This is a genomic window from Streptomyces sp. NBC_00414 (assembly GCF_036038375.1).
Classification (GTDB): Bacteria; Actinomycetota; Actinomycetes; order Streptomycetales; family Streptomycetaceae; genus Streptomyces.
The window spans coordinates 9,493,633-9,514,743 of sequence record NZ_CP107935.1 but is presented as its reverse complement, the minus strand read 5'-3'; the positions used below and the strand labels follow the sequence as shown (position 1 = coordinate 9,514,743).

Below are 21,111 nucleotides of genomic sequence, written 5' to 3'. Positions count from 1 at the left end.
ATGACGACTCGGACCACCGGAACTCATGACAACGAACCGGCCCCTCCCACGGACGCCGACCGCCCTGGCCTGCCCCGCGCCGCACTACTGGCCCTGGCCACCGCCGTGTTCATCACCAGTCTCACCGAGACCCTGCCCGCGGGGGTTCTGCCCGCGATGAGCGCCGACCTCGGGGTCGGCGAGTCCGCGATGGGGCAGTCCGTGACCATCTACGCGGCCGGAACCGCGCTCACCGCGATCCCGCTGTCCGCGGCCACCGCCGGATGGCGGCGCAAGCGGCTGCTGCTGACGGCGATGGCCGGCTTCGCCGTCGCCAACACGGTGACCACCGTGTCCGCGAACTATCCCCTGACCATGGCGGCCCGGTTCGTCGCCGGGGTGGCCGCGGGTGTGGCCTGGGCGCTGCTCGCGGGGTACGCGCGCCGGCTGGTGCCCGTCCCGCTGCAGGGCAGGGCCGTCGCCGTGGTGATGACCGGGATTCCCGTCGCCCTGTCGCTGGGAGTGCCGGCGGGGACGTTCCTCGGGGAGACGCTCGGCTGGCGGGTGACGTTCTCGCTGATGACCGTGCTCGCCGTGGTGCTGATCGGGTGGATCGCGGCGGCCGTGCCGGATCTGCCGGGGCGACGGGAGGAGGTACGGGTCCCGATGCTGGGGGCGCTGAGGATTCCCGGCGTCCCGTCGGTGCTGTTCGTCACCCTGGTCTTCGTGCTGGCGCACACGATCCTCTACACCTACATCGCCACGTTCCTCGACCGGCTGGGGATGGGTGGCTCGACGGATCTGGTGCTGCTGGTGTTCGGCGCGGCCTCCCTGGTGAGCATCTGGTTCGTGGGTGCCCATATCGACCGGCGGATGCGAGTCCTGACGCTGGCGAGCGTGCTGCTGGTCGCCGCGGCGGCGGGTCTGCTGGCCGTGCCGGCCGGCAGCGCCCTCCTCGTCTGCACGGCGGCGGCGCTTTGGGGGCTCGGGTGGGGCGGCGCGCCCACGCTGTTGCAGACGGGTGTGGCGGACGCGGGTGGGGACTCCGCGGATGCCGCGCAGGCCATGCTTGTGACGTTGTGGAACGCGGCGATGGCCGGGGGCGGGCTGGTCGGGGGTGTCCTTCTGGACCGCTTCGGCGCGGGGGCGTTCCCTTGGAGCGCGGTCGTGTTGCTGGCGCCGGGGGTGGTCGTGGTGGCGCTTGCGGTGCCCTGCCGGGGGTGCGGTAGGTCTTTGGCTGGGGGCCGTTGAGGCTGGCCGCGCAGTTCCCCGCGCCCCTGAGGGAGTGGGGGTGGCGGGCCCGCAACCGGCTGCGGGCGGTTGCCGCCGAACGCGCAGTTCCCCACGCCCCGGACGGGATGGAGGTGACGGGCCCGCAACCGGCTGCGGGCCGTCGCCGCCGAACGCGCAGTTCCCCACGCCCCGGAAGGCGGGCCCCGTGAGGGGCGCGGGGAACTGCGCGGCCGGCTGCAACCGCCCGCAGGTGACAGGTGCCGGCCCGGGCTACTCGTGGGCAGCGGGCGCAGGCCGGGGGGGCAGTCGCTACCAGCGTCCTTCGACCTGCTCCTTGATGCGGCGGTCGTAGAGGTCCGAGATCGCGGACAGCGTGGCCGCCGGCAACGGCGAAAGCTTGCCCGCCGCCGCGTTCGCACGGGCCTGCTCGGGCGAGCGGGCCCCGGGGATGACCGAGGTCACGCCCGGCTGCTGGACGATCCACGCCAGCGCCAGCTGCGCCGGAGTGACCCCCTCCGGGGCGAGCGCGGAGAACTCGGCCGCTGCCTCGACACCGGTGGCGTAGTCGACGCCGGAGAAGGTCTCGCCCTGGTCGAAAGCCTCCCCGTGCCGGTTGAACGTACGGTGGTCGTTCGCCGCGAAGACCGTGTCCTTCGTGTACTTGCCGGACAGCAGCCCGGAGGCCAGCGGCACGCGGGCGATGATGCCGACCCCGGCCTCCCGCGCCGCGGGCAGAACCCGCTGGAGCGGCTTCATGCGGAACGGGTTCAGGATGATCTGGACGCTGGCCACACCCGGACGGGCGATCGCCGTCAGCGCCTCGTCACAGGTCTCGACGCTCACGCCGTACGCGGCGATGCGCTCCTCCTCGACGAGGGTGTCGAGCGCGTCGAACACCTCGTCCGACGAGTACACCGGGGTCGGCGGGCAGTGCAACTGCACCAGGTCGATCCGGTCGACGCCGAGGTTGCGGCGTGAACGGTCGTTCCAGGCACGGAAGTTGTCGAGTACGTAGTTCTCCGGGATCTGGTCGACCCGGCGCCCCATCTTCGTGGCGACCAGCACATGCAGGTCGGGCCGGCCGCTCAGGAACGTCGCGATGGTCTCCTCGCTGCGCCCGTCGCCGTACACGTCGGCCGTGTCGAAGAACGTCACCCCCGACTCGGCGGCCGCCTCCAGGACCGCCAGGGCGTCCTTGGCGTCCACGTCGCCCCAGTCGGCACCGAGTTGCCAGGTGCCGAGTCCGACGACCGATGCGTGCTGTCCTGACCTGCTGAATTCGCGCTCGTCCATGGGGTCAGTCTGGCACCTGGTTCACGCGGAGCCGGACGCCGCCCCCGGACGACGGGGCCGTTCAGGCGACGGCGGCGGGGACGGCCACGCCGGTGAGGCGTTCGGACTCGGTCCACAGCCTGCGGTTCGCGTCGGCGTCGAGGGCGCGGCGGGTGACGCGGGCGGTGGCGGTCGGGCCGACCAGTCCGAACCTGCGGCCGGGACCGTAGTAGCCGCCGGCCGTCGCTTCGGGGCTGGTGGCCGCGTACAGCATCGGTTCGGTGCCCTCCTCGACCTGCTGTTTGGGGAGCAGGAACCCCAGCTCCGTGATCAGCGTCCGCTTGGGCTTGTCGCGGCCGAGGCCGGCGCCCGCGGTCTGCAGGTTGGTCACGGTGAAGCCGGGGTGGGCGGCCGTGCTGAGCAGGTTCCAGCCCCGCTCGGCGGCAAGGCCGGCCAACTGCCGGGCCATCATCAGGTCGGCGAGCTTGGACTGGGCGTACGACCGGTTGGGGCTGTAGCGGCGGCGCTCCCACTGGAGGTCGTCGAAGGCGATGCGGCCGATGTCGGCCATGCCGCTGCTCATCGTCGTCACGCGGGGCGCCGGTGCGGCGAGCAGGGCCGGCAGCAGGCGCAGGGTCAGGGCGAACGGGCCGAGGTAGTTGCTGCCCATCTGCAGCTCGAACCCGTCCGCGGTGGTCTGCCGGGTGGGCGGGGCCATCACTCCGGCGTTGTTCACCAGCAGGTCGAGCGGGGCGCCGTCGGCGAGGATCCCGTCGGCGAACGCCTCGACGGAGGCCAGGTCGGCCAGGTCCACGCGCCGCACCTCCAGCAGCGCGTGCGGATGCCGGGCGAGGATCTCGGCGCGGGCCTGCTCCCCCTTGGCGACGGTGCGGACGGCCAGTACGACGCGCGCTCCGGCCTGGGCGAGGCGCCGCGCGGCCTCCTTGCCCGTGCCGCTGTTGGCACCGGTGACGACGACGGACCTGCCCGTCTGATCAGGGACGACGTAGGACGTGGACACGGTGACTCCTTCGGGATTCGCGGCCCACCGGAAATTAGAAGACCGGCGGTCTGTTGCATTTCAAGCTAGCAGACCGGCGGTTCGATAACAACAGACCGGGGGTCTGTTGATCGATGGCAGCAGACCCCCGGTCTGTAGACTGCGGACATGGCAGACACCTTCCAGCGCGCCCGCAACGAGGAGCAGCGCGCCGTTCGCCGCAGGGCGATCCTCGACACCGCGGCGGCGATGCTCGGAGAGATGCCCGTGTCACAGGTGTCCCTGAACGAGTTGAGCCGCCGGGTGGGGCTCGCGAAGTCGAACGTGCTGCGCTACTTCGAGTCCCGCGAGGCCGTCCTGCTGGAACTGCTCGCCACCGCCTCGCAGGAGCTGCTGGATCATCTGGACACCGCGCTCCCCCAGGCCGTCGACGCCGACGCTCCCGTCTCCGAGCGCACCGACCGGGTCGCCGCGACCATGGCGGACGCCCTCGCCGCGCGCCCGGTGCTCTGCGACCTGATCAGCGCTCAGGCCGCCGTCCTGGAGCGGAACGTGTCGACCCAGGTCGCCGCCGAGTACAAGCGCGCCGGCATCGCCCAGGCGTTCGCCCTGGCACACCTGGCCCGCGTGCACGTACCCGAACTGGGCGAGCGGGACAGCGTGCGGTTCGCCGCCGGGGCTCTCCTGACGGCCACGGCCGCCTGGCCGCACGCGCACCCGTCGGCGGCCGTGCTCGCGGTCTACGAGTCCGAGCCCGAACTGGCGGTCCTGCGCATCGACTTCGCGACAGCCCTGCGCGAGTCGCTCGAAGTCCTGCTGTCGGGGCTGCTGGCCCGGGCGTCACGCTGACATCAAGAATTCACTCCCTCACATGCAACCCACAGGTGGGTCCGGCGCGTAGAAGATGATGTCTGCGCCGCGACCCGCGGTGCGGCACGCACCTGGATCCGCTCGACGGACGACTACGGGGAGTACGACACAGATGGTCTCAGGAATGACGGTCAGGGGTACGGCGACGCTGGGGGCGGCCCTGCTGTCCGTCCTCGCTGTTCCCGCACACGACGCGGCGGCCGCGACGCCCGCCGACGTCAGCAGCCGGACCGTACAGGGCAGTTCGACGACAGCGGCCGACACCCTCCCGGCGCCCGACGTCGCGGGGCTGCGCGAGGTGCTGCGTACGGCGCTCTCGCAGGGGGCGCCCGGCGCCATGGCGCGGATCGACGACAACGGCACGGTCCACAAGGTCGCCGAAGGTGTGGCGGACAGAGCCGACGGACGGGCCATCGACAACGCCGACCGCTTCCGCGTCGGCAGTGTCACCAAGAGCTTCTCCGCCGTGGTGCTGCTGCAACTGGTCGACGAGGGGGCGCTCGACCTGGACGCCTCGGTCAACTCCTACCTGCCGGGGCTGCTGCCCGACGACCGGATCACGGTGCGCCATGTGCTGAGCCACCGCAGCGGTCTGTACGACTACACCAACGACATGTTCGCCAACACGGTCCCGGGCTTCGAGGCCGTACGCAACAAGGTCTTCAGCTACCAGGAACTGGTGGACCTGTCCCTGAAGCAGCCCCTCGGCAACGCTCCGGGCGCCGCCTACTCGTACTCCAACACCAACTTCGTCGTCGCGGGCATGCTCATCGAGAAGCTCACCGGCACGTCCGTGCAGTCCGCGTACAAGAGCCGCATCATCAAGCCGCTCAAGCTGCGTGACACCTCGTACGTGCACCCGAGGACGACGATCGCCGGGCGGCACGCCAACGGCTACCTCCCGCCCGACGAGGGTGGGACGCTCGTCGACTCGACCGAGCAGACCGTCTCGTGGGCACAGAGCGCGGGCGCGATCATCTCCAGCACCAAGGACCTGGACACCTTCTTCTCGGCCCTGCTCCGCGGCGAACTGACCTCGGCCGCGCAGCTCGCCCAGATGCAGCAGTGGGTGCCCGTGAACAGCACCCAGGGGTACGGGCTGGGCCTGCGCCGGCGCGACCTGTCGTGCGGGATCTCGGTGTACGGCCACACGGGTACCGTGCAGGGCTACTACACGTACGCCTTCACGTCGAAGGACGGCGCGCGCACGGTCACGGCGCTCGCGAACACGTCCAACAACGGGACCGTCCTCAACACGATGGCCCGCACGCTGGAGTCCGCGTTCTGCGGCAAGCCGGCGGCGACCTCGAAGGCTTCGAAGGCCCCGGCGGCGCGCGGTCAGGCGTTCGTGGAGCGCTACGAGGACATCGCTCCCGGGATCGCCCGCGACTGACCGGCGGCGGGTGCCAGGAACCCGCGCACACCCGTGGGGCGTTGTCCGGGCAACGCCCCACGGGGCGCGCACAGCGATCCGGCACCCGACAGGCGGCACGATGAGTGAGTTGGTACCCGGCGGCAATCTGCCCCTGCCCGGCGGCGCCCTGACCCTGCGGGTGTCCGGCCCGTTCGACGTGTCGGCGCTCGTCACCGACGACAGCGGCACCGTGCGCGGGGACGCCGACTTCGTGTTCTACAACCAGCCGGCCGCCCCCGGCGCGCGCCTGAGCGGGGAGACCCTCACGGTCGATCCGGCCGCGCTGCGGGCCGGGGCGAGCCGCGTCACCGTCGTCGTCAGTCCCGCCGAGCCCGGGACCCCGCTGGGACGGCTGCCCGCGCCGACCTTGCGGGTCACCGGGGCCGGCGGTCGTCTCCTCGCCCGGTTCACACCGCCGCGTCCGGAGCGGGAGACCGTGCTGCTGCTCGCGGAGATCTACCGCCGCGGAACCGCGTGGAAGCTGCGCGCACTGGGCCAGGGGTACGCCGACGGGCTGGCGGGGATCGCTCGGGACTTCGGGATCGAGGTGAGCGAGGACGCCGACGCGGGTGCCCGCTCCGAACCCGCTCCCGCTCCCGCTCCCGCTCCCGCTCCCGCCGGAATGCATAGCTCCGGAATGCGTGGCTCCGGAACCGGCGGGCCCGTCGCCGACGGATTTCTCGGGCTCGTGAACTCCGCCCGCGCCGCCGTCGGTTCCGCGCCCGTCGCCCTGGACGCCCGTCTGACGGCCGCCGCGCGGGCGCACGCCGCCACGATGGCCGCACGGGGTCGCCTGGGCTCGGAGGGCGCCGACGGACTCTCCGTCCACCAGCGCGTCACCGCGGGCGGCTACGCCTACCTCACGATCGGCGAGCACCTGGTCTCCGGGCCGCGCGATCCGGCGGAGTTCGTGGAGTACTGCCTGTCGGGCGAGCGGACCCGGCGGACGGTCCAGGACCCGGCGTTCACCGAGGCCGGTGTGGCCTGCGTGCCCGACGGCCGGTCCGGCACGCTCTACTGGACGGCGCTGTGGGCCAGGCCCCTGACCCCGGCCGGCCTGACGCGGACCGCCGCCGAGGTACTCGCGCTCACCAACGCGGAGCGGGCCGCGGCCGGTCTGCCGCCGCTGGTCGAGGACCCCCTGCTCACCAGGGCGGCGCAGGCGCACAGCGCGGACATGGTGGCTCGCGCCTTCTACTCCCACACGGCCCCCGACGGCAGCGAGCCCTGGCACCGGGCCGCCGCGGCGGGCAGCGCCCGCCGCACCATCGGCGAGAACATCGCCTGCGGCCAGCGCTCCCCCGCCGAGGTCGTCCAGGGCTGGATGGACAGCCCCGGCCACCGCGCCAACATCCTCAAGCCCGCCTTCACCCACATGGGCGTCGGCTTCGCGGGCGGCGGTTCGGCGGGCACGTACTGGACGCAGCTCTTCGGCGCCTGACCCCGACCGCCCGCCACAGCCTTGCTGCCGCTGTATATCGTCGCAGGTCAGAGGCAGGTTAACGATGATGACAACGGTCACCGATGCAGCCTTTGCCGATCTCCGCGAGGTGCGCTTCACTGCGGATGACGGACACCCGTCGGACACCGCAACGAGGGGGACTCTCATGACCAGCGCGCACCACGGCCACGAGCACGGGTCGGGCGGGCACGCGGGGCACTCGCACGGTGTCACCGCGGACGCGGACCGCCGCTGGCTCGCGATCGCGCTGACACTGATCGCCACGTTCATGGCGGTCGAGGTCGTCATCGGTGTCGTCGCCCAGTCGCTCGCGCTGATCTCCGACGCCGCGCACATGCTCACCGACGCCGTGTCCATCGTGCTGGCCCTCATCGCGATGCGGCTCGCCGAGCGTCCGGCCCGCGGCGGCTTCACATACGGCCTGAAGCGGGCCGAGATCCTCTCCGCCCAGGCGAACGGGCTGACGCTGCTGCTGCTCGGTGCCTGGCTGGCGTACGAGGCGGTGCGGCGGCTGTTCGATCCGCCCGCGGTGGAGGGCGGGCTGATGTTCTACACGGCCCTCGCGGGCATCGCGGTGAACGTCGTGGCGGCCTGGTGCATCTCGAAGGCCAACCGGACCTCGCTCAACGTCGAGGGCGCCTACCAGCACATACTCAACGACCTGTTCGCGTTCATCGGTACCGCGATCGCCGGTCTCGTCGTGCTGCTGACCGGGTTCGCACGGGCCGACGCCATCGCCACGCTGGTCGTGGTGGCCCTGATGTTCAAGGCCGGTTACGGGCTCGTACGGGAGTCGGGGCGGATCTTTCTGGAGGCGGCGCCCGCGCACCTCGACCCGGACGTCATCGGGGACCGGCTGGCCGCGCACTCGTCGGTCGCCGAGGTGCACGACCTCCATGTGTGGACCATCACCTCGGGGACGCCGGCGCTGTCCGCGCACGTCCTGGTCGAACCCGTCGCGGACTGCCACACCGTGCGCCGGGACCTGGAGAAGATCCTGCAGTGCGACTACGAGGTCAGCCACACCACCCTTCAGGTCGACCACGCCCCCGAGGACTTCCTTGAGGTCCGCACCGGCGGCGACGACGCGCACTGCGAGGCCGCGCACGGTCCGGTCCACCGCGACGAGCCGCACCTGCACTGAGCGGACGGCCCGGCCCGGACCCCTGAACGGACCGGACCCCTGATTCGCCGAGGGCAGAACGCGGCGGGCTCCCCGAACCGGGCCGCGTTTCCTAGGGTGGTGGCGTGAGCAGCCACGCGTCGAACTCAGCCCGCGTCATTCCCCTGCGACCCGTTCCGGCCGATCCGGCCGAGCCCGCCGAACCAGTGGTGCCGGTGGTACCGACACCCAGGGAGCCGTTGTGGCGGGACGTCGTGGGTGAGGTCCTGCGGCGCGAGCGGCTCGCGCAGGAGCGGACGCTCAAGGATGTCGCCGAAGCGGCCCGGATCTCGATGCCGTACCTCTCGGAGCTGGAGCGCGGCCGCAAGGAGGCCTCGTCCGAGGTCCTCGCAGCCGCCGCGCACGCGCTCGGACTGGGCCTCGCCGATCTGCTCGCCCTGTCGCACCGGCGCCTGATGCGTCAGGTCCAGCCGCGGACCCTCAGCTCCCGCACCGCGCCCCGGCGCACCGGGGCGAGCTCCCGGTCCGGCGAGATCCGGCTCGCCGCCTGACCCGCGTCACGCCGCCCGGGACGGATACCTGACGTCTCAGGCGGCGGCCGCCAGGCGCCCGCTCAGCACCTCGTCGGCGAGCCCGTACGCCACCGCCTCCCGCGCGGTGAAGATCTTGTCGCGGTCCATGTCGGCGCGCAGGGTCTCGACGGAGTGGTGGGTGTGCAGGGACAGCACCTCCTCGACCTGGGAACGGATCCGGAGCATCTCCTTGGCCTGGAGGCTCAGGTCGGAGACCGTCCCTCGCGCGCCGCCGCTCGCGGGCTGGCCGAGCAGCACCCGCGCGTGTTCCAGGATGAAGCGTCGGCCGGGGTCTCCGCCCGCCAGGAGCACCGCCGCGGTCGAGGCGGCCTGTCCGACGCAGAACGTCGAGATGGGCGCGCTGACGAAGCTCATCGTGTCGTAGATCGCCATGAGCGAGGTGAACGAGCCGCCGGGCGAGTTGAGGTAGATCGCGATCTCCCGCTCGGGCCCCGCCGACTCCAGGTGGAGCAGCTGGGCGATGACGACGTTGGCCACGCCGTCGTCGATCTCGGTACCGAGGAAGATGATCCGCTCGGACAGCAGCCGGCTGTAGATGTCGTACGCGCGCTCGCCCTGCGGGGTGCGCTCGACGACATTGGGAATCGTGTACGAGCTCATGCCCGGCGCATACTGGCCCATGCCCCTTGTGTGCTGGTCCAGGCCCCTCGTGTACTGGTCCATGTCAGAGCCCCATCCGTCGCTTCGAGGAGGCCGGGCGGACGTCGTCGAGTGCTTCGACGACCCGGTCGACCATGCCGTACTCCCTGGCCTGTTCGGCCGTGAACCAGCGGTCGCGGTCGCCGTCGCGGGAGATCGTCTCCTCGCTCTGGCCGGTGTGTTCGGCGGTGATGCGCTCGATGGTCTCCTTGGTGAACCGGAGGTTCTCGGCCTGGATGGCGATGTCGGCGGTGGTGCCGCCGATGCCCGCGGAGGGCTGGTGCATCATGATCCGCGCGTTCGGGAGCGAGTAGCGCTTGCCGGGGGTGCCGACGGTGAGCAGGAACTGCCCCATGCTCGCGGCGAATCCCATGGCCAGGGTCGAGACGTCGTTCGGGATGAGCCGCATGGTGTCGTAGATCGCCAGGCCCGCGTGGACGGAGCCGCCCGGGCTGTTGACGTAGAGACCGATGTCGGTGCGGGGGTCCTCGGCGGAGAGCAGGAGCAGTTGCGCGCAGACGCGGTTCGCGGAGACCTCGTCGACCTGGGTGCCGAGGAAGATGATGCGCTGGTTGAGGAGCTGGGCGGCGAGGTGGTCGTCGAACCGTGACGGCGGGGTGTCACCCTCCTCGGCCCGTGGCCCTGGGTCGAACGCGGTGCTGCTGAGTGCCATCGCTCCTCCTGGTGGTGGCGCGGCCCGGTGTGCCGCGGTCTCTCCACCCTCGGTCCGCCGTCGGCGCCGCGGAAGGAATCTCGGCCCTCAGCAGATTCGCCGACGGCAGAGCCCGCGCCGCCGCACGGGCCCCTGCTCGGCGGCCACCCGGTCCCGGGTCGCTACTTGGTGACGACCAGCGAGAACTCGTACAGGTCTCCCCGGCACAGCGACTCGCCGTACTCGACGACATGGCCCGTCTCGTCGAAGGCCGTGCGGCGGACCAGCAGGGCGGCGGAGCCCTCCTTGACGCCGAGCAGCCGGGCCTGGCGGCCGGTGACGTTCACCGCGCGGATCTGTTGGGTGGCCCGCACGACCCGGACGCCCTGGGTGGTCTGCAGGGCTTCCGAGAGCGAGCCCTTGAGCAGTGACTCGTCCAGGTCCGGGAAGCGCTCGGCGGAGAGGTAGACGGTCTCCAGGCAGATGGGGAAGCCGTCGCCGAGGCGCAGCCGTTCGATGCGGTGGAGGGTGGTGCCGGGGTCGACGCCCAGGGCCGTGGAGTGGTGCAGGTCGGCCTCGACGAGTTCCGCGGCGAGGAGTTCGGCGCTGGGCCGGTAGCCGCGCGAGCGCAGGTCCTCGGAGAACGAGGTGAGCGTCGACGTCTTGGTGATCTGGGGGTGGGAGACGAAGGATCCGACGCCCCGCACACTGCGGATGAGGCCGTCCTCGCGGAGCGCCTGGAGCGCGCGCCGGGCGGTCGCCCGGCTGACGTCGTACCGTTCGGCGAGCTGCCGTTCGGTGGGCAGCGCCTCGTCGGGGCGCATCCCGGCGATGTCGGCCTGGAGCCGTCGCCGCAGCGCCTCGTGCTTGAAGGAGTCCGTCACCTGGCCGTCGTCCGAGCGCCTGTCCTCGACCGTCACATTCACTCCGCGGTTCGTACCTGTCCGCTATCCCCGGCGTTCCCACTGTTCTCGAAGGACGCGGTAGCGGGGCATCAGAGTACGCACCACGTCAAGCGTCGCTCCGGCGGTACCCGCTCCCGGTGTCGCCGGCCCGCTGCGGTCGGCCACCCACCGCTCCTCCTGGGCGAGCAGCGATGCCTCGAACTCCTCGGCCCGGTAGGGGGATCCGGTCTCCAGCGCCCGGGCGATGTGCTCGTACCAGCCGCGCCAGCGGGGCAGGTAGAACGTGCCGACCAGGCCGGCCCAGTGGCGGCCCGAGTAGTCGTGCAGCTTGCTGCGGGTGTGGCCCCAGAGGGTGATCAGACGTCGTGCGTCGGTCTCGTACAGGTCGGCCTCGGCCGGGGTGGCGGCCCATCCGCGGGCGTCGGCCAGCCAGGTGTCCAGCCGGTGTTCGGGCCGGGTGGCCAGCAGCGTGTCCAGGTCCTCGATGGTGTCGAGGAGTTCGCGGGCGGCCCGGTGGAAGCCGTCGGCGTCGCGGGCCAGGGCCGCGTCCGCCGCCCGCCACTGCCGTTCGCACGCCACGTGGGTGAGCACCTGCGCGGTGACGTCGCACAGGTCCCGGCCGAGCGGCCCCGCGCTGTCCTCCTGGGTCGCCTCGTCGGCCAGGAGCACCCAGGCCTCGGCCAGGGCCTGTGGTACGTCGGGCGACGGCCGGTCGGCCAGGTGGACGGGCAGCTCGTGCCGCAGATCGCCCTCCAGCGTGGGCCGCCCGACGATGACCGAGCCCGGTGGCCCGGGGCCTTCGGACGCGTAGACGCTGTCGTGCAGCAGGTCCCAGGCGCGCAGCAGTCCGGGGGTCGCACGGCCGTACCGGGCCCGCGTCCAGGTCTCCAGCCAGGCTCGTACGTCGTCGACGGAGCCCTGCCAGGCGACGTCGGCCAGCAGCTCGTACAGGACCGGATCGCCGCCGAAGGCCTCCATGCTCGCGCCGGTCCCGGACAGTGAGCCGCCGCGTGCGTCGGACTGCGCGCGGGCGGCGCCGGTGGCGATCTCGTCCAGCTTTCCGTAGAGGCCGGGCCGCCCGCCGAGGCTGTGGAGCATGCACCACACCCAGGGCTTCTTCCGGTAGCCGTCGGTGCGCTGCCAGACCGGCCGGTGCTCGGCCCACAGGTCGAGGATCAGCAGTCCGTCGTCCGGGATGGCGTCGAGAAAGGCCCCGGTGCGTTCGGGTGTCCAGTAGCGGGAGCGGTAGGAGAAGGGCCACGCCTGGAGGACCCAGGTGGCCCGGTCGTCCACCGCGGTCATGACGCCGTGCACCGCCCGCGCGACCTGGGCGAGGTCGGCGGGGTCGCTGACCGGGGGTGTCGTCTCGATGAAGGGGTCGGCGGCGTAGAGGTGGTCGGTGCCGAAGAGCCGGGTCTGCTCGGTCAGCAGGGTGGTACCGAACTCCTCGAAGAGCGGGTCCCGCGGGTCGAGCATGCCGACCTCGAAGTCCCACCAGGGGAGGGTCGTCGAGCGGGCGCCCCGCTCCGCGATCAGCTCCTGCGGGACGTGCCCGGAGAAGCCCTGGAGGACCGGCCGCATGCCCAGGGCGCGTTCCCGGGCGAGGATGCGCCGGCCGAGGTCGGCGTGTCCGTCGATCCAGCTCTGCGGCAGGGGGCCGGACCAGCCGTCGAGCGAGGCGAGCCAGTTCCACGGCAGGTAGGCCGGTCCGCCGAGGAAGCTCCGGGCGGTCCCGTCGTCGAGGCCGGTGCTCAGCAGGGCGCGTTGCCAGGCCGCTTCGAGTCCGGTCATGGCGAGGGGTGTGGTCACTCCGTGCAGGGCCATCCAGTCGATGTGGCGTTCCCAGCGCGCCCACTCCCAGAACGCCGTGGTGTAGCCGAAGGTGCACACGTTGAAGTGGTAGCGGTGCGGGTACGGGGAGGTCGTCCGCGGTGTCGTGCCGGTGCGCGGCAGCCGGTCCGGCAGCCGGGGCCCGGGAGCGTCCCAGGTGATCTGCGTCCCGCAGGCGGTCCGCAGGTACCAGCGCAGCGCGGAGGCGACCGCGACCCCGCTGGACCCGCGCAGGGCCACTCCGCCCGGCCCGGCGTCGACCTCGTACCAGTCGCGTCCGGCGCCCCCGGGGACCACCTCGGCGGTGAACTCCGCGGCCCGGTCCCCCAGGAGGCGCCGGAGCAGCTGCCGGGCGGCCGGGGTTCCGGTGCCCTGTTCCTCGGGAAGTGTCATCGTCCGGACCGCTCCTGACGAAATCGGCGACGAAGTCGGCAACGGCGTCGACAGTCGATGCCGCAGTCATCACCGGCCTCGGCTGTGGTACGTACCACGGAACTCTCGAAGCTAGCCGTGCCACTCGGGCCGGTCAAGGAAGTCGACCGGAAAGAAGGCAGGTCGGCCGCAGGGCTGGGCAGCGCCATGGCCCTCTGGTACGGTCCACAGCCACGCCAGCGGCTCCGTTCGACACCTCGGGTGGCCTCGATACGATGAACGCCGATCTCGCCTACTTCGCCGCACTCCAGGAGAACCTCACCGCGATGGCCACCGCCGAGCGGCCCGCGATCGAGCGCGCCGCCCGGGCCGTGGCGGACAGCATCGTGGCCGGGGGTGTCGTCCACTACTTCGGCAGCGGCCACTCCCAACTCGTCGCCGTCGAACCGCTGCAGCGCGCCGGCGGACTCGCGCCGGTCAACGTCATCGCGGACCCGGCGCTCTCCCCCGTGGCCCCGCGCCACGCCGGCGCGGCCGAACGCGTCAGCGGCTACGCGGCGGCCGTCCTGCGTACGGCGGACATCAGGGCGGGCGAGGTGGTGGTCGTCGTCTCCAACTCCGGGATCAACGCCGTGCCCGTCGAATTCGCTCTGGGCGCCCGCGAGTCGGGGGCGACCGTGGTGGCCGTCACCAGCCGGGCGCACTCCCTGGCCGCCGAGTCCCGGCACAGCGGCGGGCTGCGGCTGCTCGACGTCGCCGACATCGTCATCGACACCCACGGCAGCCCCGGCGACACGGTGGTGCCGCTGGGCGACCTGGCCGTGGGAGCCCTGTCGACCGTGCTGGGGGCGGCCCTGGTGAACGCCCTGACCTGCCGGGCGGCCCAACTGCTCGCCGAACATCACAAGCAGGAACCGCCGTTGATCGTCAGTCAGAACACCGACGCCGACGCCGAGCACCGCAACAACGAGCTGCTGGAGCGGTTCAGGGACCGCTGTCCGAGAGGCTGACGTACCGATCCGACCGACGAGGCCACGCAAGGAGGCCGATGATGGACCGCACACACCGGGTGCGCCGCCGCATCGCCGCGACGGTCTGCGCCGCCGCCCTCGTGCTGCCGCTCGCCGCGTGCGACGCCCTCACCCCGGGCAGCGCGACGGCGGTGCCGGGCCCCACGAGCGTGCCGTCCTCGACGGCCGTGCCGGACGGGGACATCACGCTGCATCTCCAGTTCGCCGACGCCCCGTTGATGGTCGACGCGCTGATCGCCGCGTTCGAGAAGGACCACCCCGGCATCGACGTGGAGCCGCAGTACAAGACGTTCTCGGACTACGTCCAGAACCTCAAGCTGACGATGACCTCGGACACCGCTCCCGACATCGCGCAGTACGCGGTCGGTATGACCGATCTCGCGGCGGACGGCCACATCCTGGACCTGGCGCCCTACCGGGAGGCGTACGGCTGGGACAAGGCCATTCCGCCGGTCAGCCTCGACCAGCTCACGGCCGGGCAGACGAGCGAGGCCACCGGCGGGCGCGCCCTGTTCGGGGTGCCGGCCGGGCTGTCGATGACGGGCATCTACTACAACAAGAAACTCGCCGCGAAGGCCGGTATCGACGCCCCGCCCAGGACCCTGGACGAGTTCGGGAAGCAGCTCGCCGCGGCCAAGGACGCGGACCTGACCCCGCTCGGGGTCGGCGCGCTCGACTCCGGCGGTCTGCACCTGTGGGCCGCCCTGCTCAACCAGCTGATGCCCACGGACGAGTACTGGGACTGGGTGAACGGCAAGAAGGGCGCCACGATAGAGAATCCGGCCGCGGTCGAGGCCAGCGAGGACATGATCGAGTGGGGCCGCAAGGGCTACTACAACGAGTCCGCGAACGGCACCGCGCAGGTCGACTCGACCGCCCAGTTCACCAAGGGCGACAGCGTCTTCCTGATCAACGGCAACTGGGCGGCCGGGCAGCTGGCCACCGTCATGGGGGACGACGTCGGGTTCTTCCCGATGCCCGGCGAACAGGCCGGCTCTCCCACGGTGGCCTCGGGGTTCAGCGTCTCCTACGCCGTGTCGGCCAAGACCGAACACCCCGAGGCCGCAGGCGCGTTCCTCGACTTCCTGACCTCTCCCGAGGCCGGCCAGATCATCAGCGACAACGGCTTCATGCCGCCCAACCCGGACGCCGTGAAGAAGCCGACGGGCGTGCTCGCGGACATCGCGGCGGGCCACCGGCGGGCCGTGGCCGACGACGGCATCACCACGTTCCCCGACTTCGCCGCGCCCGCGATGCTCGACCGGCTGCGCTCCGGCGTCCAGAAGCTCATCGCGGACCGCGTCGAGCCCGCGGACTACCTCGACTCTCTTCAGGACGAGTGGGAGGACCATCATGGGGAGTAGGCCGCCGGTCCGCAGCGGGGAGGCCCGCAGGCGGTGGCGCGGGTACGTGTACGTCCTGCCCGCCTTCGCCGTGTACTTCGCCTTCGCGGTGCTGCCCGCCCTGCACACGGCGTATCTGTCGCTGTTCGAGTGGGACGGCGTCACGCTCGGCGAGTGGGTCGGGCTCGGCAACTACGCGGAGATCTTCCAGGACTCGATCCTGCGCCGGTCGGTGTTCAACGCCCTGGTGCTGGTGGTGTTCTTCTCCCTCGTGCCCATCGTGCTCGGGCTGCTGTCGGCCGGTCTGCTGGCCCGCTACCGGCGGCCCGGCATGGGGGCGTACCGCTTCCTGTTCATGCTGCCGCAGGTCGTGCCGCTCGTCGCGGTCGGCGTGACCTGGCGCTGGCTGTACGGGGACGACGGGGTGGTCAACCAGACACTGCGCGCGGTGGGCCTGGACAGCGTGGCCCGGGCGTGGCTGGGCGATTTCGACGCCGCGCTGATCGCCGTGGGACTCGTCGGCACCTGGGTGCTGAGCGGTCTGTGCATGATGCTCTTCCTCAGCGGCGTGCAGAAGGTGGAGCCCAGCCTGTACGAGGCGGCCCGGATCGACGGCGCGGGCCCGGTCCGCGAGTTCGTGTCGGTGACGCTGCCGCATCTGCGGGGTGAACTCGCCGTCGCCATGACCGTCACGACGGTGGCCGCGCTGGCCAGCTTCGACATCGTGTACGTGACGACGAACGGCGGTCCGGGCGAGCAGACGACGGTTCCCGGCCTGCTCGTGTACCGGCTGGCGTTCTCCGAGGGCAAGGTGGGGCTCGCCGCGGCCCTGGCCGTCGTCCTGGGCGTCCTGATACTCGCGATCGTCTACCTCATCAACCGTCTGTCGAGGGATCGGACATGAACACCGTCGCGCGCTCGGAACGCTGGTCCGGCTACGCGCTCCTCACCGTCATGGCGATCGCCGTCGTGATCCCGTTCCTCAGTGTCTTCCTCGCCTCGCTGCAGCCCGCGGGGACCCCGGTGGTGGGCCTGAGCTGGCCGGAGCGGTGGAACTGGGACAACTACGAGACGGCGTGGTCGGTGGCGGGGTTCTCCGACCTCATCCGGCACAGCCTCGTCATCGCGGTCGGGGTCGTGCCCGCCTGTCTGGTCCTCGCCGCGCTGGCGGGGTACGCGCTGGGCACGATGAAACTGCCCGGCGGCAACGCCGTGGCGGCGTTCTTCATCGCCGGCCTCACGATCCCGGTGGAGCTGATCGTGGTGCCCCTCTACTTCGACCTGCGCGCTCTGGGGCTGACCAACTCGTACCTGGGCGTGATCCTGGTGGAGATCGCGCTGTTCATGCCGTTCAGCGTGTTCTGGATGCGCACGCACTTCCTGTCGACGCCCACGTCGCTGGTGGAGGCGGCGCGGATCGACGGGGCCTCGTCGGCGACGATCCTGGTGCGGATCCTGCTGCCGCTGGCCCGGCCGTCCCTGATGACGCTCGGGCTGCTCGTCTTCATGTGGTCGTGGAACCAGTTCCTGCTGGTGCTGGTCCTCATCCAGGACACCACCAAGCACACGGCGCCCGCGGGTCTCGGGTTCTTCGTCGGTCAGAACAGCACGGACATCCCCACACTGGCGGCGGGAACGATCATCGTGATGCTGCCGATCCTGATCCTCTTCGTCGTCTTCCAGCGCAGCTTCATCGCGGGACTGCTCCAGGGGGCGATGAAGGGCTGACCGCTGTTGACGGGGCGTCAGGCACGGGGGTCCGAAACGGGCGCCGACGGGGCTCGAAGGGGGATACCGACAGGGGTTCGAAGGCGGACCGGACGGTCAGGCGGCCTGCGACGAGTCCGCGTGCGCGTCGGGCCGGGGGGCGGCGACCGCCCATTCCAGGACCAGTCGTTGGTACTCCCGCCGCTGCTCACCGCTCAGCGTCCCGCCGGCCCGGAGCCACAGGGCCCGGATCTCTTCGTTGACCTCGGCGGCTGATCTTTGCGTGGCTCCCGGCGCACGACGGTGAGTGGTGGACATACCGTGAATCATACGGGGCTCTGCGTGAAGACCATGTGAGTGGCGACTGTGATCCTTACCGCCTCCGGGCGCCTGTGACAAGGGCCACGGCGCCCGGCCGCAAGATCGGGCGATGGCGTCAGGCCGGGCCTGATCCGGAGCCCAGGACCAGCGTCTGGATGGCCAGTACGGCTCCGCCCCGTGCCCAGTCGTGGAAGTCGGAGACCTTGGTCTCCAGGTTGACCGGATCGGCCTGCGGATGGCGGTTGGCGAGGACGGCCTGCTGGACCACCGGTCCGGCCACGTCGACCAGGCCGACGCCCTCCCCGGCGAGGAGGATCTTCTCGGGCATGGCGAAGTTGGCGATCTGCGCGACGAGGGTGCCCAGGGCGCGCGCCGCCTCGTCGACGACCCGGGCGGCCATGGGCTCGCCCTCGGCGGCCAGTGCGAGGATCTCGTCGTACGAGACGTCCCGGCCGGTGGCGGCGCGGACCTGGTAGCGGATGCTCGGGATGGTCAGCAGGGAGATGGCGCTGCCGCGTTCACCCTCGGGTGTGAGCGGGCCGTACGGGTTGACCATCCAGAAGCGGCCGACGCCGCGCCCGTCCTCGGCGGTCACCACCCGCTTGCCGCCGCTGACCAGGCCGTAGCCGAGGCCCGCTCCGATGGTGAGCACCGCGAACCGGTCGAGGCCGCGGCCCGCGCCGAACCAGCTCTCGGCCTCGACGAGCGCGTTCACGTCGTTCTCGACGACGACGGGGAGCCCGGTGCGCTCCTGGAGGAGCCGCGCCAGGGGGACGTCGCGCCAGCCGAGGAAGGCCGACTCGTCGACGACGGAGCGGTCCGAGGCCCGGCCGCCCAGTCCGATGCCGATCCCGGCCAGACCGGGGAAGTCCCGGGCGAACTCCTCCGTGACCGCCCGCAGCACCTCCACGACGTGCTGCGGATCATGGCTGTACAGGGGCAGGTCGTGGCGGGCGACGATGTCGCTCCTGAGGGTAGTGACGACCCCGTAGACCATGTCCTCGGTGATCTTGAAGCCGACGAAGGTCCGGGACTCGGCGACGATGTCGAGGGGCTGGGACGGGCGTCCCTGACGCACCTCGACCTCGGGGGGCGCGCTGCCCTCGGCGACCTCGACCAGCAGGCCCGACTCGATGAGCGGCTTCGTGAGCCGGGTCAGGCTGCCCGCGGACAGGTCGAGCCGACGGGCGATGTCGCTGCGCGACAGCGGGCCGCGCGTGAGCACCTCGATCGCCACGGAGCGCTCACCGGGACTGAGCGGCAGCCAACTGGCAGCACGTGCGGTCATGACCGACCCCCCACAAGATTTCTTTCGATGCTGAAGTAATGGTGCCATCCTAGGCCGCGTAAACCCAGAATAAAAGAAACCCGCACACCTCTTGACGGCTTGATTCTTTCGGCTCGAAAGTAAGTGGCCCGAGGACGAGCCGCAGACGAGGGAGTCTCCCGATGACCGTCGCCTCCAGCAGCCCACCGTCGCGTCTGTCACCGCGCGACGTCGAGGGCACAGCTTCGAAGCCGAAACCCGGCAGGAAGCGAGAACGTGACGGTGGCGGCCGCGGTGACGGGGCCCTCGCGGCTCTGTTCATCGCGCCGGCCATGCTGGGTTTCCTGGTCTTCCTTCTGTGGCCGACACTGCGCGGCATCTATCTGAGCTTCACCCGCTACAACCTGCTGACCCCGCCCGAGTGGGTGGGCCTCGACAACTACACCCGCATGGTCAACGACCCCATCTTCTGGGACTCGATGAAGGTGACCGTCGAGTACGTGTTCATCAACATCGGTCTGCAGACGGTCTCGGCGCTGGCCATCGCCGTCCTTCTGCAGCGCCTCACACAGTCGGCGGTGCTGCGGGGCATCGTGCTGACTCCGTACCTGATGTCGAACGTCGTCGCGGGCATCGTCTGGCTGTGGATGCTCGACACCCAGCTCGGCATCGGCAACGAGATCATCGCGGGCCTGGGATTCGACCGCATCCCGTTCCTGGCGGACGAGACCTGGGCGATCCCGACGATCGCGCTGATCAACGTCTGGCGGCACGTCGGCTACACCGCCCTGCTGCTCTTCGCCGGGCTGCAGGCCATCCCCGGCGACATGTACGAGGCGGCGAAGGTCGACGGCGCGAGCGAGTGGCGGATGTTCTGGCGCATCACCATGCCGCTGCTGCGACCGGTACTGGCGGTGGTGCTGATCATGACCGTGATCGGCTCGTTCCAGGTCTTCGACACCGTGGCGGTGACGACCAACGGCGGTCCCGCGAACGCCACCAACGTGCTCCAGTTCTACATCTACGGCTCGGCGTTCGGCCGCTTCCAGTTCGGCTACGCCTCGGCGATGTCCGTGGCGCTGCTGGTCGTGCTCAGCGCGATCACCATCCTCCAGTACCGGCTCACCCGAGCCGGTCAGACCGACCTCGGCTGACGAAGGGAGCGACCGACATGACTGCCGTGACGGCAACGACGACGAAGGTACGGCCCGCACCGCGCCGAAAGCTCTCCCTCGGGAAGGTCGTGGCCTGGACGGTGATGGGCGCGATGGTGCTCATCACCCTGCTGCCCTTCTATTGGATCCTGCGCACCGCGCTGTCCTCGAACACGGCGCTCGCGGCCCACCCCGGTGATCTCCTGCCCGTGGACCTGACGACCGGCGGTTTCGAGCGGGCGCTGGGCCTGCAGTCCACCAAGGAGGCGATCGCCGAAGGCGGTTCGGGCGGCGGGCTGAAGTTCTGGCGCTATCTGGTCAACTCGGTGATCGTCTCCACCCTGATCACGGTCTTCCAGATCCTCTTCTCCGCCATGGCCGCGTACGCCTTTGCCCGGCTGCGGTGGCGCGGCCGGGACAAGGTGTTCGGGCTGTTCCTGGCCGGGCTGATGGTCCCCACGATCTTCACCCTGCTGCCGAACTTCGTCCTCATCAAGGAACTCGGCCTGGTCGACACCCTGCTGGGCATCTCCCTGCCGACGATGTTCATGACCCCGTTCGCGGTGTTCTTCATGCGCCAGTTCTTCATGAACGTGCCCCGGGAGGTCGAGGAGGCGGCGCTCCTCGACGGGGCCGGGAAGATCCGCATCTTCTTCCGCGTCATGCTGCCGATGGCGTCCTCGCCCGTCCTCACCCTGGGCGTGCTGACGTACATCACCTCCTGGAACGACTACTTCTGGCCGCTGATGGTCTCCTACAGCGACAGCTCGCGCGTGCTCACCGTGGCACTGGCCATCTTCCGGGCGCAGACGCCGCAGACCGGTTACGACTGGTCCGGCCTGATGGCGGCCACGCTCATCGCCGCGCTCCCGATGCTCGTACTCTTCGGCTTCTTCGCGCGCCGCATCGTCAGCACCATCAGCTTCACCGGCATCAAGTAAGGG

At 71.0% G+C, this 21,111-nt stretch carries 20 protein-coding genes; 12 read left to right on the top strand and 8 right to left on the bottom strand.

Annotation, left to right across the window (positions count from 1 at the left end):
- On the top strand, positions 1–1,230 hold the full coding sequence (locus tag OHS59_RS40850; RefSeq protein ID WP_328498378.1) for an MFS transporter: 1,230 nt from the start codon (positions 1–3) through the stop codon (positions 1,228–1,230).
- Positions 1,231–1,521: 291 nt separating this feature from the next.
- Here OHS59_RS40850 and OHS59_RS40845 read toward each other — a convergent pair whose 3' ends face one another.
- Both OHS59_RS40845 and OHS59_RS40840 read right to left on the bottom strand, forming a co-directional pair.
- Complete coding sequence (locus OHS59_RS40845) at positions 1,522–2,505, bottom strand: aldo/keto reductase (RefSeq protein ID WP_328498377.1); 984 nt, start codon at positions 2,503–2,505, stop codon at positions 1,522–1,524.
- Between the two features lie 61 nt (positions 2,506–2,566).
- A complete protein-coding gene (locus OHS59_RS40840) occupies positions 2,567–3,505 on the bottom strand; it encodes an SDR family oxidoreductase (RefSeq protein ID WP_328498376.1) in 939 nt (312 codons plus the stop codon).
- Positions 3,506–3,652: 147 nt separating this feature from the next.
- On the opposite strand from OHS59_RS40840, the gene OHS59_RS40835 reads away from it, so the two are divergent.
- The 5 genes from OHS59_RS40835 (at position 3,653) to OHS59_RS40815 (ending at position 8,904) form a co-directional block, all read left to right on the top strand.
- Complete coding sequence (locus OHS59_RS40835; RefSeq protein WP_328498375.1) at positions 3,653–4,333, top strand: TetR/AcrR family transcriptional regulator; 681 nt, start codon at positions 3,653–3,655, stop codon at positions 4,331–4,333.
- A 145-nt stretch (positions 4,334–4,478) separates the two neighbouring features.
- The gene (locus tag OHS59_RS40830; RefSeq protein WP_328498374.1) at positions 4,479–5,747 is read left to right on the top strand and encodes a serine hydrolase domain-containing protein; all 1,269 of its coding nucleotides are present in this window, start codon (positions 4,479–4,481) and stop codon (positions 5,745–5,747) included.
- A 100-nt stretch (positions 5,748–5,847) separates the two neighbouring features.
- On the top strand, positions 5,848–7,209 hold the full coding sequence (locus OHS59_RS40825) for a CAP domain-containing protein (RefSeq protein WP_328498373.1): 1,362 nt from the start codon (positions 5,848–5,850) through the stop codon (positions 7,207–7,209).
- Positions 7,210–7,375: 166 nt separating this feature from the next.
- Positions 7,376–8,374, top strand: a complete 999-nt coding sequence (locus OHS59_RS40820) for a cation diffusion facilitator family transporter (RefSeq protein ID WP_328498372.1) — start codon at positions 7,376–7,378, stop codon at positions 8,372–8,374.
- Between the two features lie 104 nt (positions 8,375–8,478).
- On the top strand, positions 8,479–8,904 hold the full coding sequence (locus OHS59_RS40815) for a helix-turn-helix domain-containing protein (RefSeq protein ID WP_328498371.1): 426 nt from the start codon (positions 8,479–8,481) through the stop codon (positions 8,902–8,904).
- A 36-nt stretch (positions 8,905–8,940) separates the two neighbouring features.
- Here OHS59_RS40815 and OHS59_RS40810 read toward each other — a convergent pair whose 3' ends face one another.
- The 4 genes from OHS59_RS40810 to OHS59_RS40795 all read right to left on the bottom strand — a co-directional run bounded on the left by OHS59_RS40810 (position 8,941) and on the right by OHS59_RS40795 (position 13,365).
- Entirely contained in the window at positions 8,941–9,546 is a 606-nt protein-coding gene (locus tag OHS59_RS40810) for a ClpP family protease (RefSeq protein WP_328499553.1), read from the bottom strand.
- Between the two features lie 64 nt (positions 9,547–9,610).
- Complete coding sequence (locus OHS59_RS40805; protein ID WP_328498370.1) at positions 9,611–10,258, bottom strand: ATP-dependent Clp protease proteolytic subunit; 648 nt, start codon at positions 10,256–10,258, stop codon at positions 9,611–9,613.
- A 161-nt stretch (positions 10,259–10,419) separates the two neighbouring features.
- Positions 10,420–11,157 carry a GntR family transcriptional regulator gene (locus OHS59_RS40800; protein WP_328498369.1) on the bottom strand — a complete coding sequence of 246 codons (738 nt, stop codon included), beginning with the start codon at positions 11,155–11,157 and terminating at the stop codon, positions 10,420–10,422.
- Between the two features lie 27 nt (positions 11,158–11,184).
- Positions 11,185–13,365, bottom strand: a complete 2,181-nt coding sequence (locus OHS59_RS40795) for an alpha-N-acetylglucosaminidase (RefSeq protein ID WP_328498368.1) — start codon at positions 13,363–13,365, stop codon at positions 11,185–11,187.
- A gap of 254 nt (positions 13,366–13,619) precedes the next feature.
- On the opposite strand from OHS59_RS40795, the gene OHS59_RS40790 reads away from it, so the two are divergent.
- The 4 genes from OHS59_RS40790 to OHS59_RS40775 are packed head-to-tail and all read left to right on the top strand — an operon-like array spanning position 13,620 to position 17,446.
- The gene (locus OHS59_RS40790) at positions 13,620–14,354 is read left to right on the top strand and encodes a sugar isomerase domain-containing protein (protein ID WP_328498367.1); all 735 of its coding nucleotides are present in this window, start codon (positions 13,620–13,622) and stop codon (positions 14,352–14,354) included.
- Positions 14,355–14,392: 38 nt separating this feature from the next.
- Entirely contained in the window at positions 14,393–15,739 is a 1,347-nt protein-coding gene (locus tag OHS59_RS40785) for an ABC transporter substrate-binding protein (protein ID WP_328498366.1), read from the top strand.
- Entirely contained in the window at positions 15,729–16,622 is an 894-nt protein-coding gene (locus OHS59_RS40780; RefSeq protein WP_328498365.1) for a carbohydrate ABC transporter permease, read from the top strand. The genes OHS59_RS40785 and OHS59_RS40780 overlap by 11 nt, the downstream gene beginning before the upstream one ends.
- The gene (locus tag OHS59_RS40775; RefSeq protein WP_328498364.1) at positions 16,619–17,446 is read left to right on the top strand and encodes a carbohydrate ABC transporter permease; all 828 of its coding nucleotides are present in this window, start codon (positions 16,619–16,621) and stop codon (positions 17,444–17,446) included. Before OHS59_RS40780 ends, OHS59_RS40775 begins: the two co-directional genes overlap by 4 nt.
- Positions 17,447–17,542: 96 nt before the next feature.
- Here OHS59_RS40775 and OHS59_RS40770 read toward each other — a convergent pair whose 3' ends face one another.
- Together OHS59_RS40770 and OHS59_RS40765 are read right to left on the bottom strand one after the other, a co-directional pair.
- The gene (locus OHS59_RS40770) at positions 17,543–17,755 is read right to left on the bottom strand and encodes a hypothetical protein (RefSeq protein ID WP_328498363.1); all 213 of its coding nucleotides are present in this window, start codon (positions 17,753–17,755) and stop codon (positions 17,543–17,545) included.
- A 106-nt stretch (positions 17,756–17,861) separates the two neighbouring features.
- On the bottom strand, positions 17,862–19,034 hold the full coding sequence (locus tag OHS59_RS40765; RefSeq protein ID WP_328498362.1) for an ROK family transcriptional regulator: 1,173 nt from the start codon (positions 19,032–19,034) through the stop codon (positions 17,862–17,864).
- Between the two features lie 161 nt (positions 19,035–19,195).
- On the opposite strand from OHS59_RS40765, the gene OHS59_RS40760 reads away from it, so the two are divergent.
- Both OHS59_RS40760 and OHS59_RS40755 read left to right on the top strand, forming a co-directional pair.
- Positions 19,196–20,167, top strand: coding sequence for a carbohydrate ABC transporter permease (locus OHS59_RS40760; protein WP_328498361.1), 972 nt, complete (start codon positions 19,196–19,198; stop codon positions 20,165–20,167).
- A 17-nt stretch (positions 20,168–20,184) separates the two neighbouring features.
- Positions 20,185–21,108, top strand: coding sequence for a carbohydrate ABC transporter permease (locus tag OHS59_RS40755; protein ID WP_328498360.1), 924 nt, complete (start codon positions 20,185–20,187; stop codon positions 21,106–21,108).
- The last annotated feature ends 3 nt before the right edge of the window (positions 21,109–21,111 follow it).

What these genes read in the sequence shown, in the direction of transcription:
- OHS59_RS40850 (WP_328498378.1), top strand. Translation starts at nt 1, where the DNA reads ATGACGACTCGGACCACCGGAACTCATGACAACGAACCGGCCCCTCCC.
- OHS59_RS40845 (WP_328498377.1), bottom strand. Translation starts at nt 2,505, where the DNA reads ATGGACGAGCGCGAATTCAGCAGGTCAGGACAGCACGCATCGGTCGTC.
- OHS59_RS40835 (WP_328498375.1), top strand. Translation starts at nt 3,653, where the DNA reads ATGGCAGACACCTTCCAGCGCGCCCGCAACGAGGAGCAGCGCGCCGTT.
- OHS59_RS40830 (WP_328498374.1), top strand. Translation starts at nt 4,479, where the DNA reads ATGACGGTCAGGGGTACGGCGACGCTGGGGGCGGCCCTGCTGTCCGTC.
- OHS59_RS40825 (WP_328498373.1), top strand. Translation starts at nt 5,848, where the DNA reads ATGAGTGAGTTGGTACCCGGCGGCAATCTGCCCCTGCCCGGCGGCGCC.
- OHS59_RS40820 (WP_328498372.1), top strand. Translation starts at nt 7,376, where the DNA reads ATGACCAGCGCGCACCACGGCCACGAGCACGGGTCGGGCGGGCACGCG.
- OHS59_RS40810 (WP_328499553.1), bottom strand. Translation starts at nt 9,546, where the DNA reads ATGAGCTCGTACACGATTCCCAATGTCGTCGAGCGCACCCCGCAGGGC.
- OHS59_RS40805 (WP_328498370.1), bottom strand. Translation starts at nt 10,258, where the DNA reads ATGGCACTCAGCAGCACCGCGTTCGACCCAGGGCCACGGGCCGAGGAG.
- OHS59_RS40795 (WP_328498368.1), bottom strand. Translation starts at nt 13,365, where the DNA reads ATGACACTTCCCGAGGAACAGGGCACCGGAACCCCGGCCGCCCGGCAG.
- OHS59_RS40790 (WP_328498367.1), top strand. Translation starts at nt 13,620, where the DNA reads ATGAACGCCGATCTCGCCTACTTCGCCGCACTCCAGGAGAACCTCACC.
- OHS59_RS40785 (WP_328498366.1), top strand. Translation starts at nt 14,393, where the DNA reads ATGATGGACCGCACACACCGGGTGCGCCGCCGCATCGCCGCGACGGTC.
- OHS59_RS40780 (WP_328498365.1), top strand. Translation starts at nt 15,729, where the DNA reads ATGGGGAGTAGGCCGCCGGTCCGCAGCGGGGAGGCCCGCAGGCGGTGG.
- OHS59_RS40775 (WP_328498364.1), top strand. Translation starts at nt 16,619, where the DNA reads ATGAACACCGTCGCGCGCTCGGAACGCTGGTCCGGCTACGCGCTCCTC.
- OHS59_RS40770 (WP_328498363.1), bottom strand. Translation starts at nt 17,755, where the DNA reads ATGATTCACGGTATGTCCACCACTCACCGTCGTGCGCCGGGAGCCACG.
- OHS59_RS40765 (WP_328498362.1), bottom strand. Translation starts at nt 19,034, where the DNA reads ATGACCGCACGTGCTGCCAGTTGGCTGCCGCTCAGTCCCGGTGAGCGC.
- OHS59_RS40760 (WP_328498361.1), top strand. Translation starts at nt 19,196, where the DNA reads ATGACCGTCGCCTCCAGCAGCCCACCGTCGCGTCTGTCACCGCGCGAC.
- OHS59_RS40755 (WP_328498360.1), top strand. Translation starts at nt 20,185, where the DNA reads ATGACTGCCGTGACGGCAACGACGACGAAGGTACGGCCCGCACCGCGC.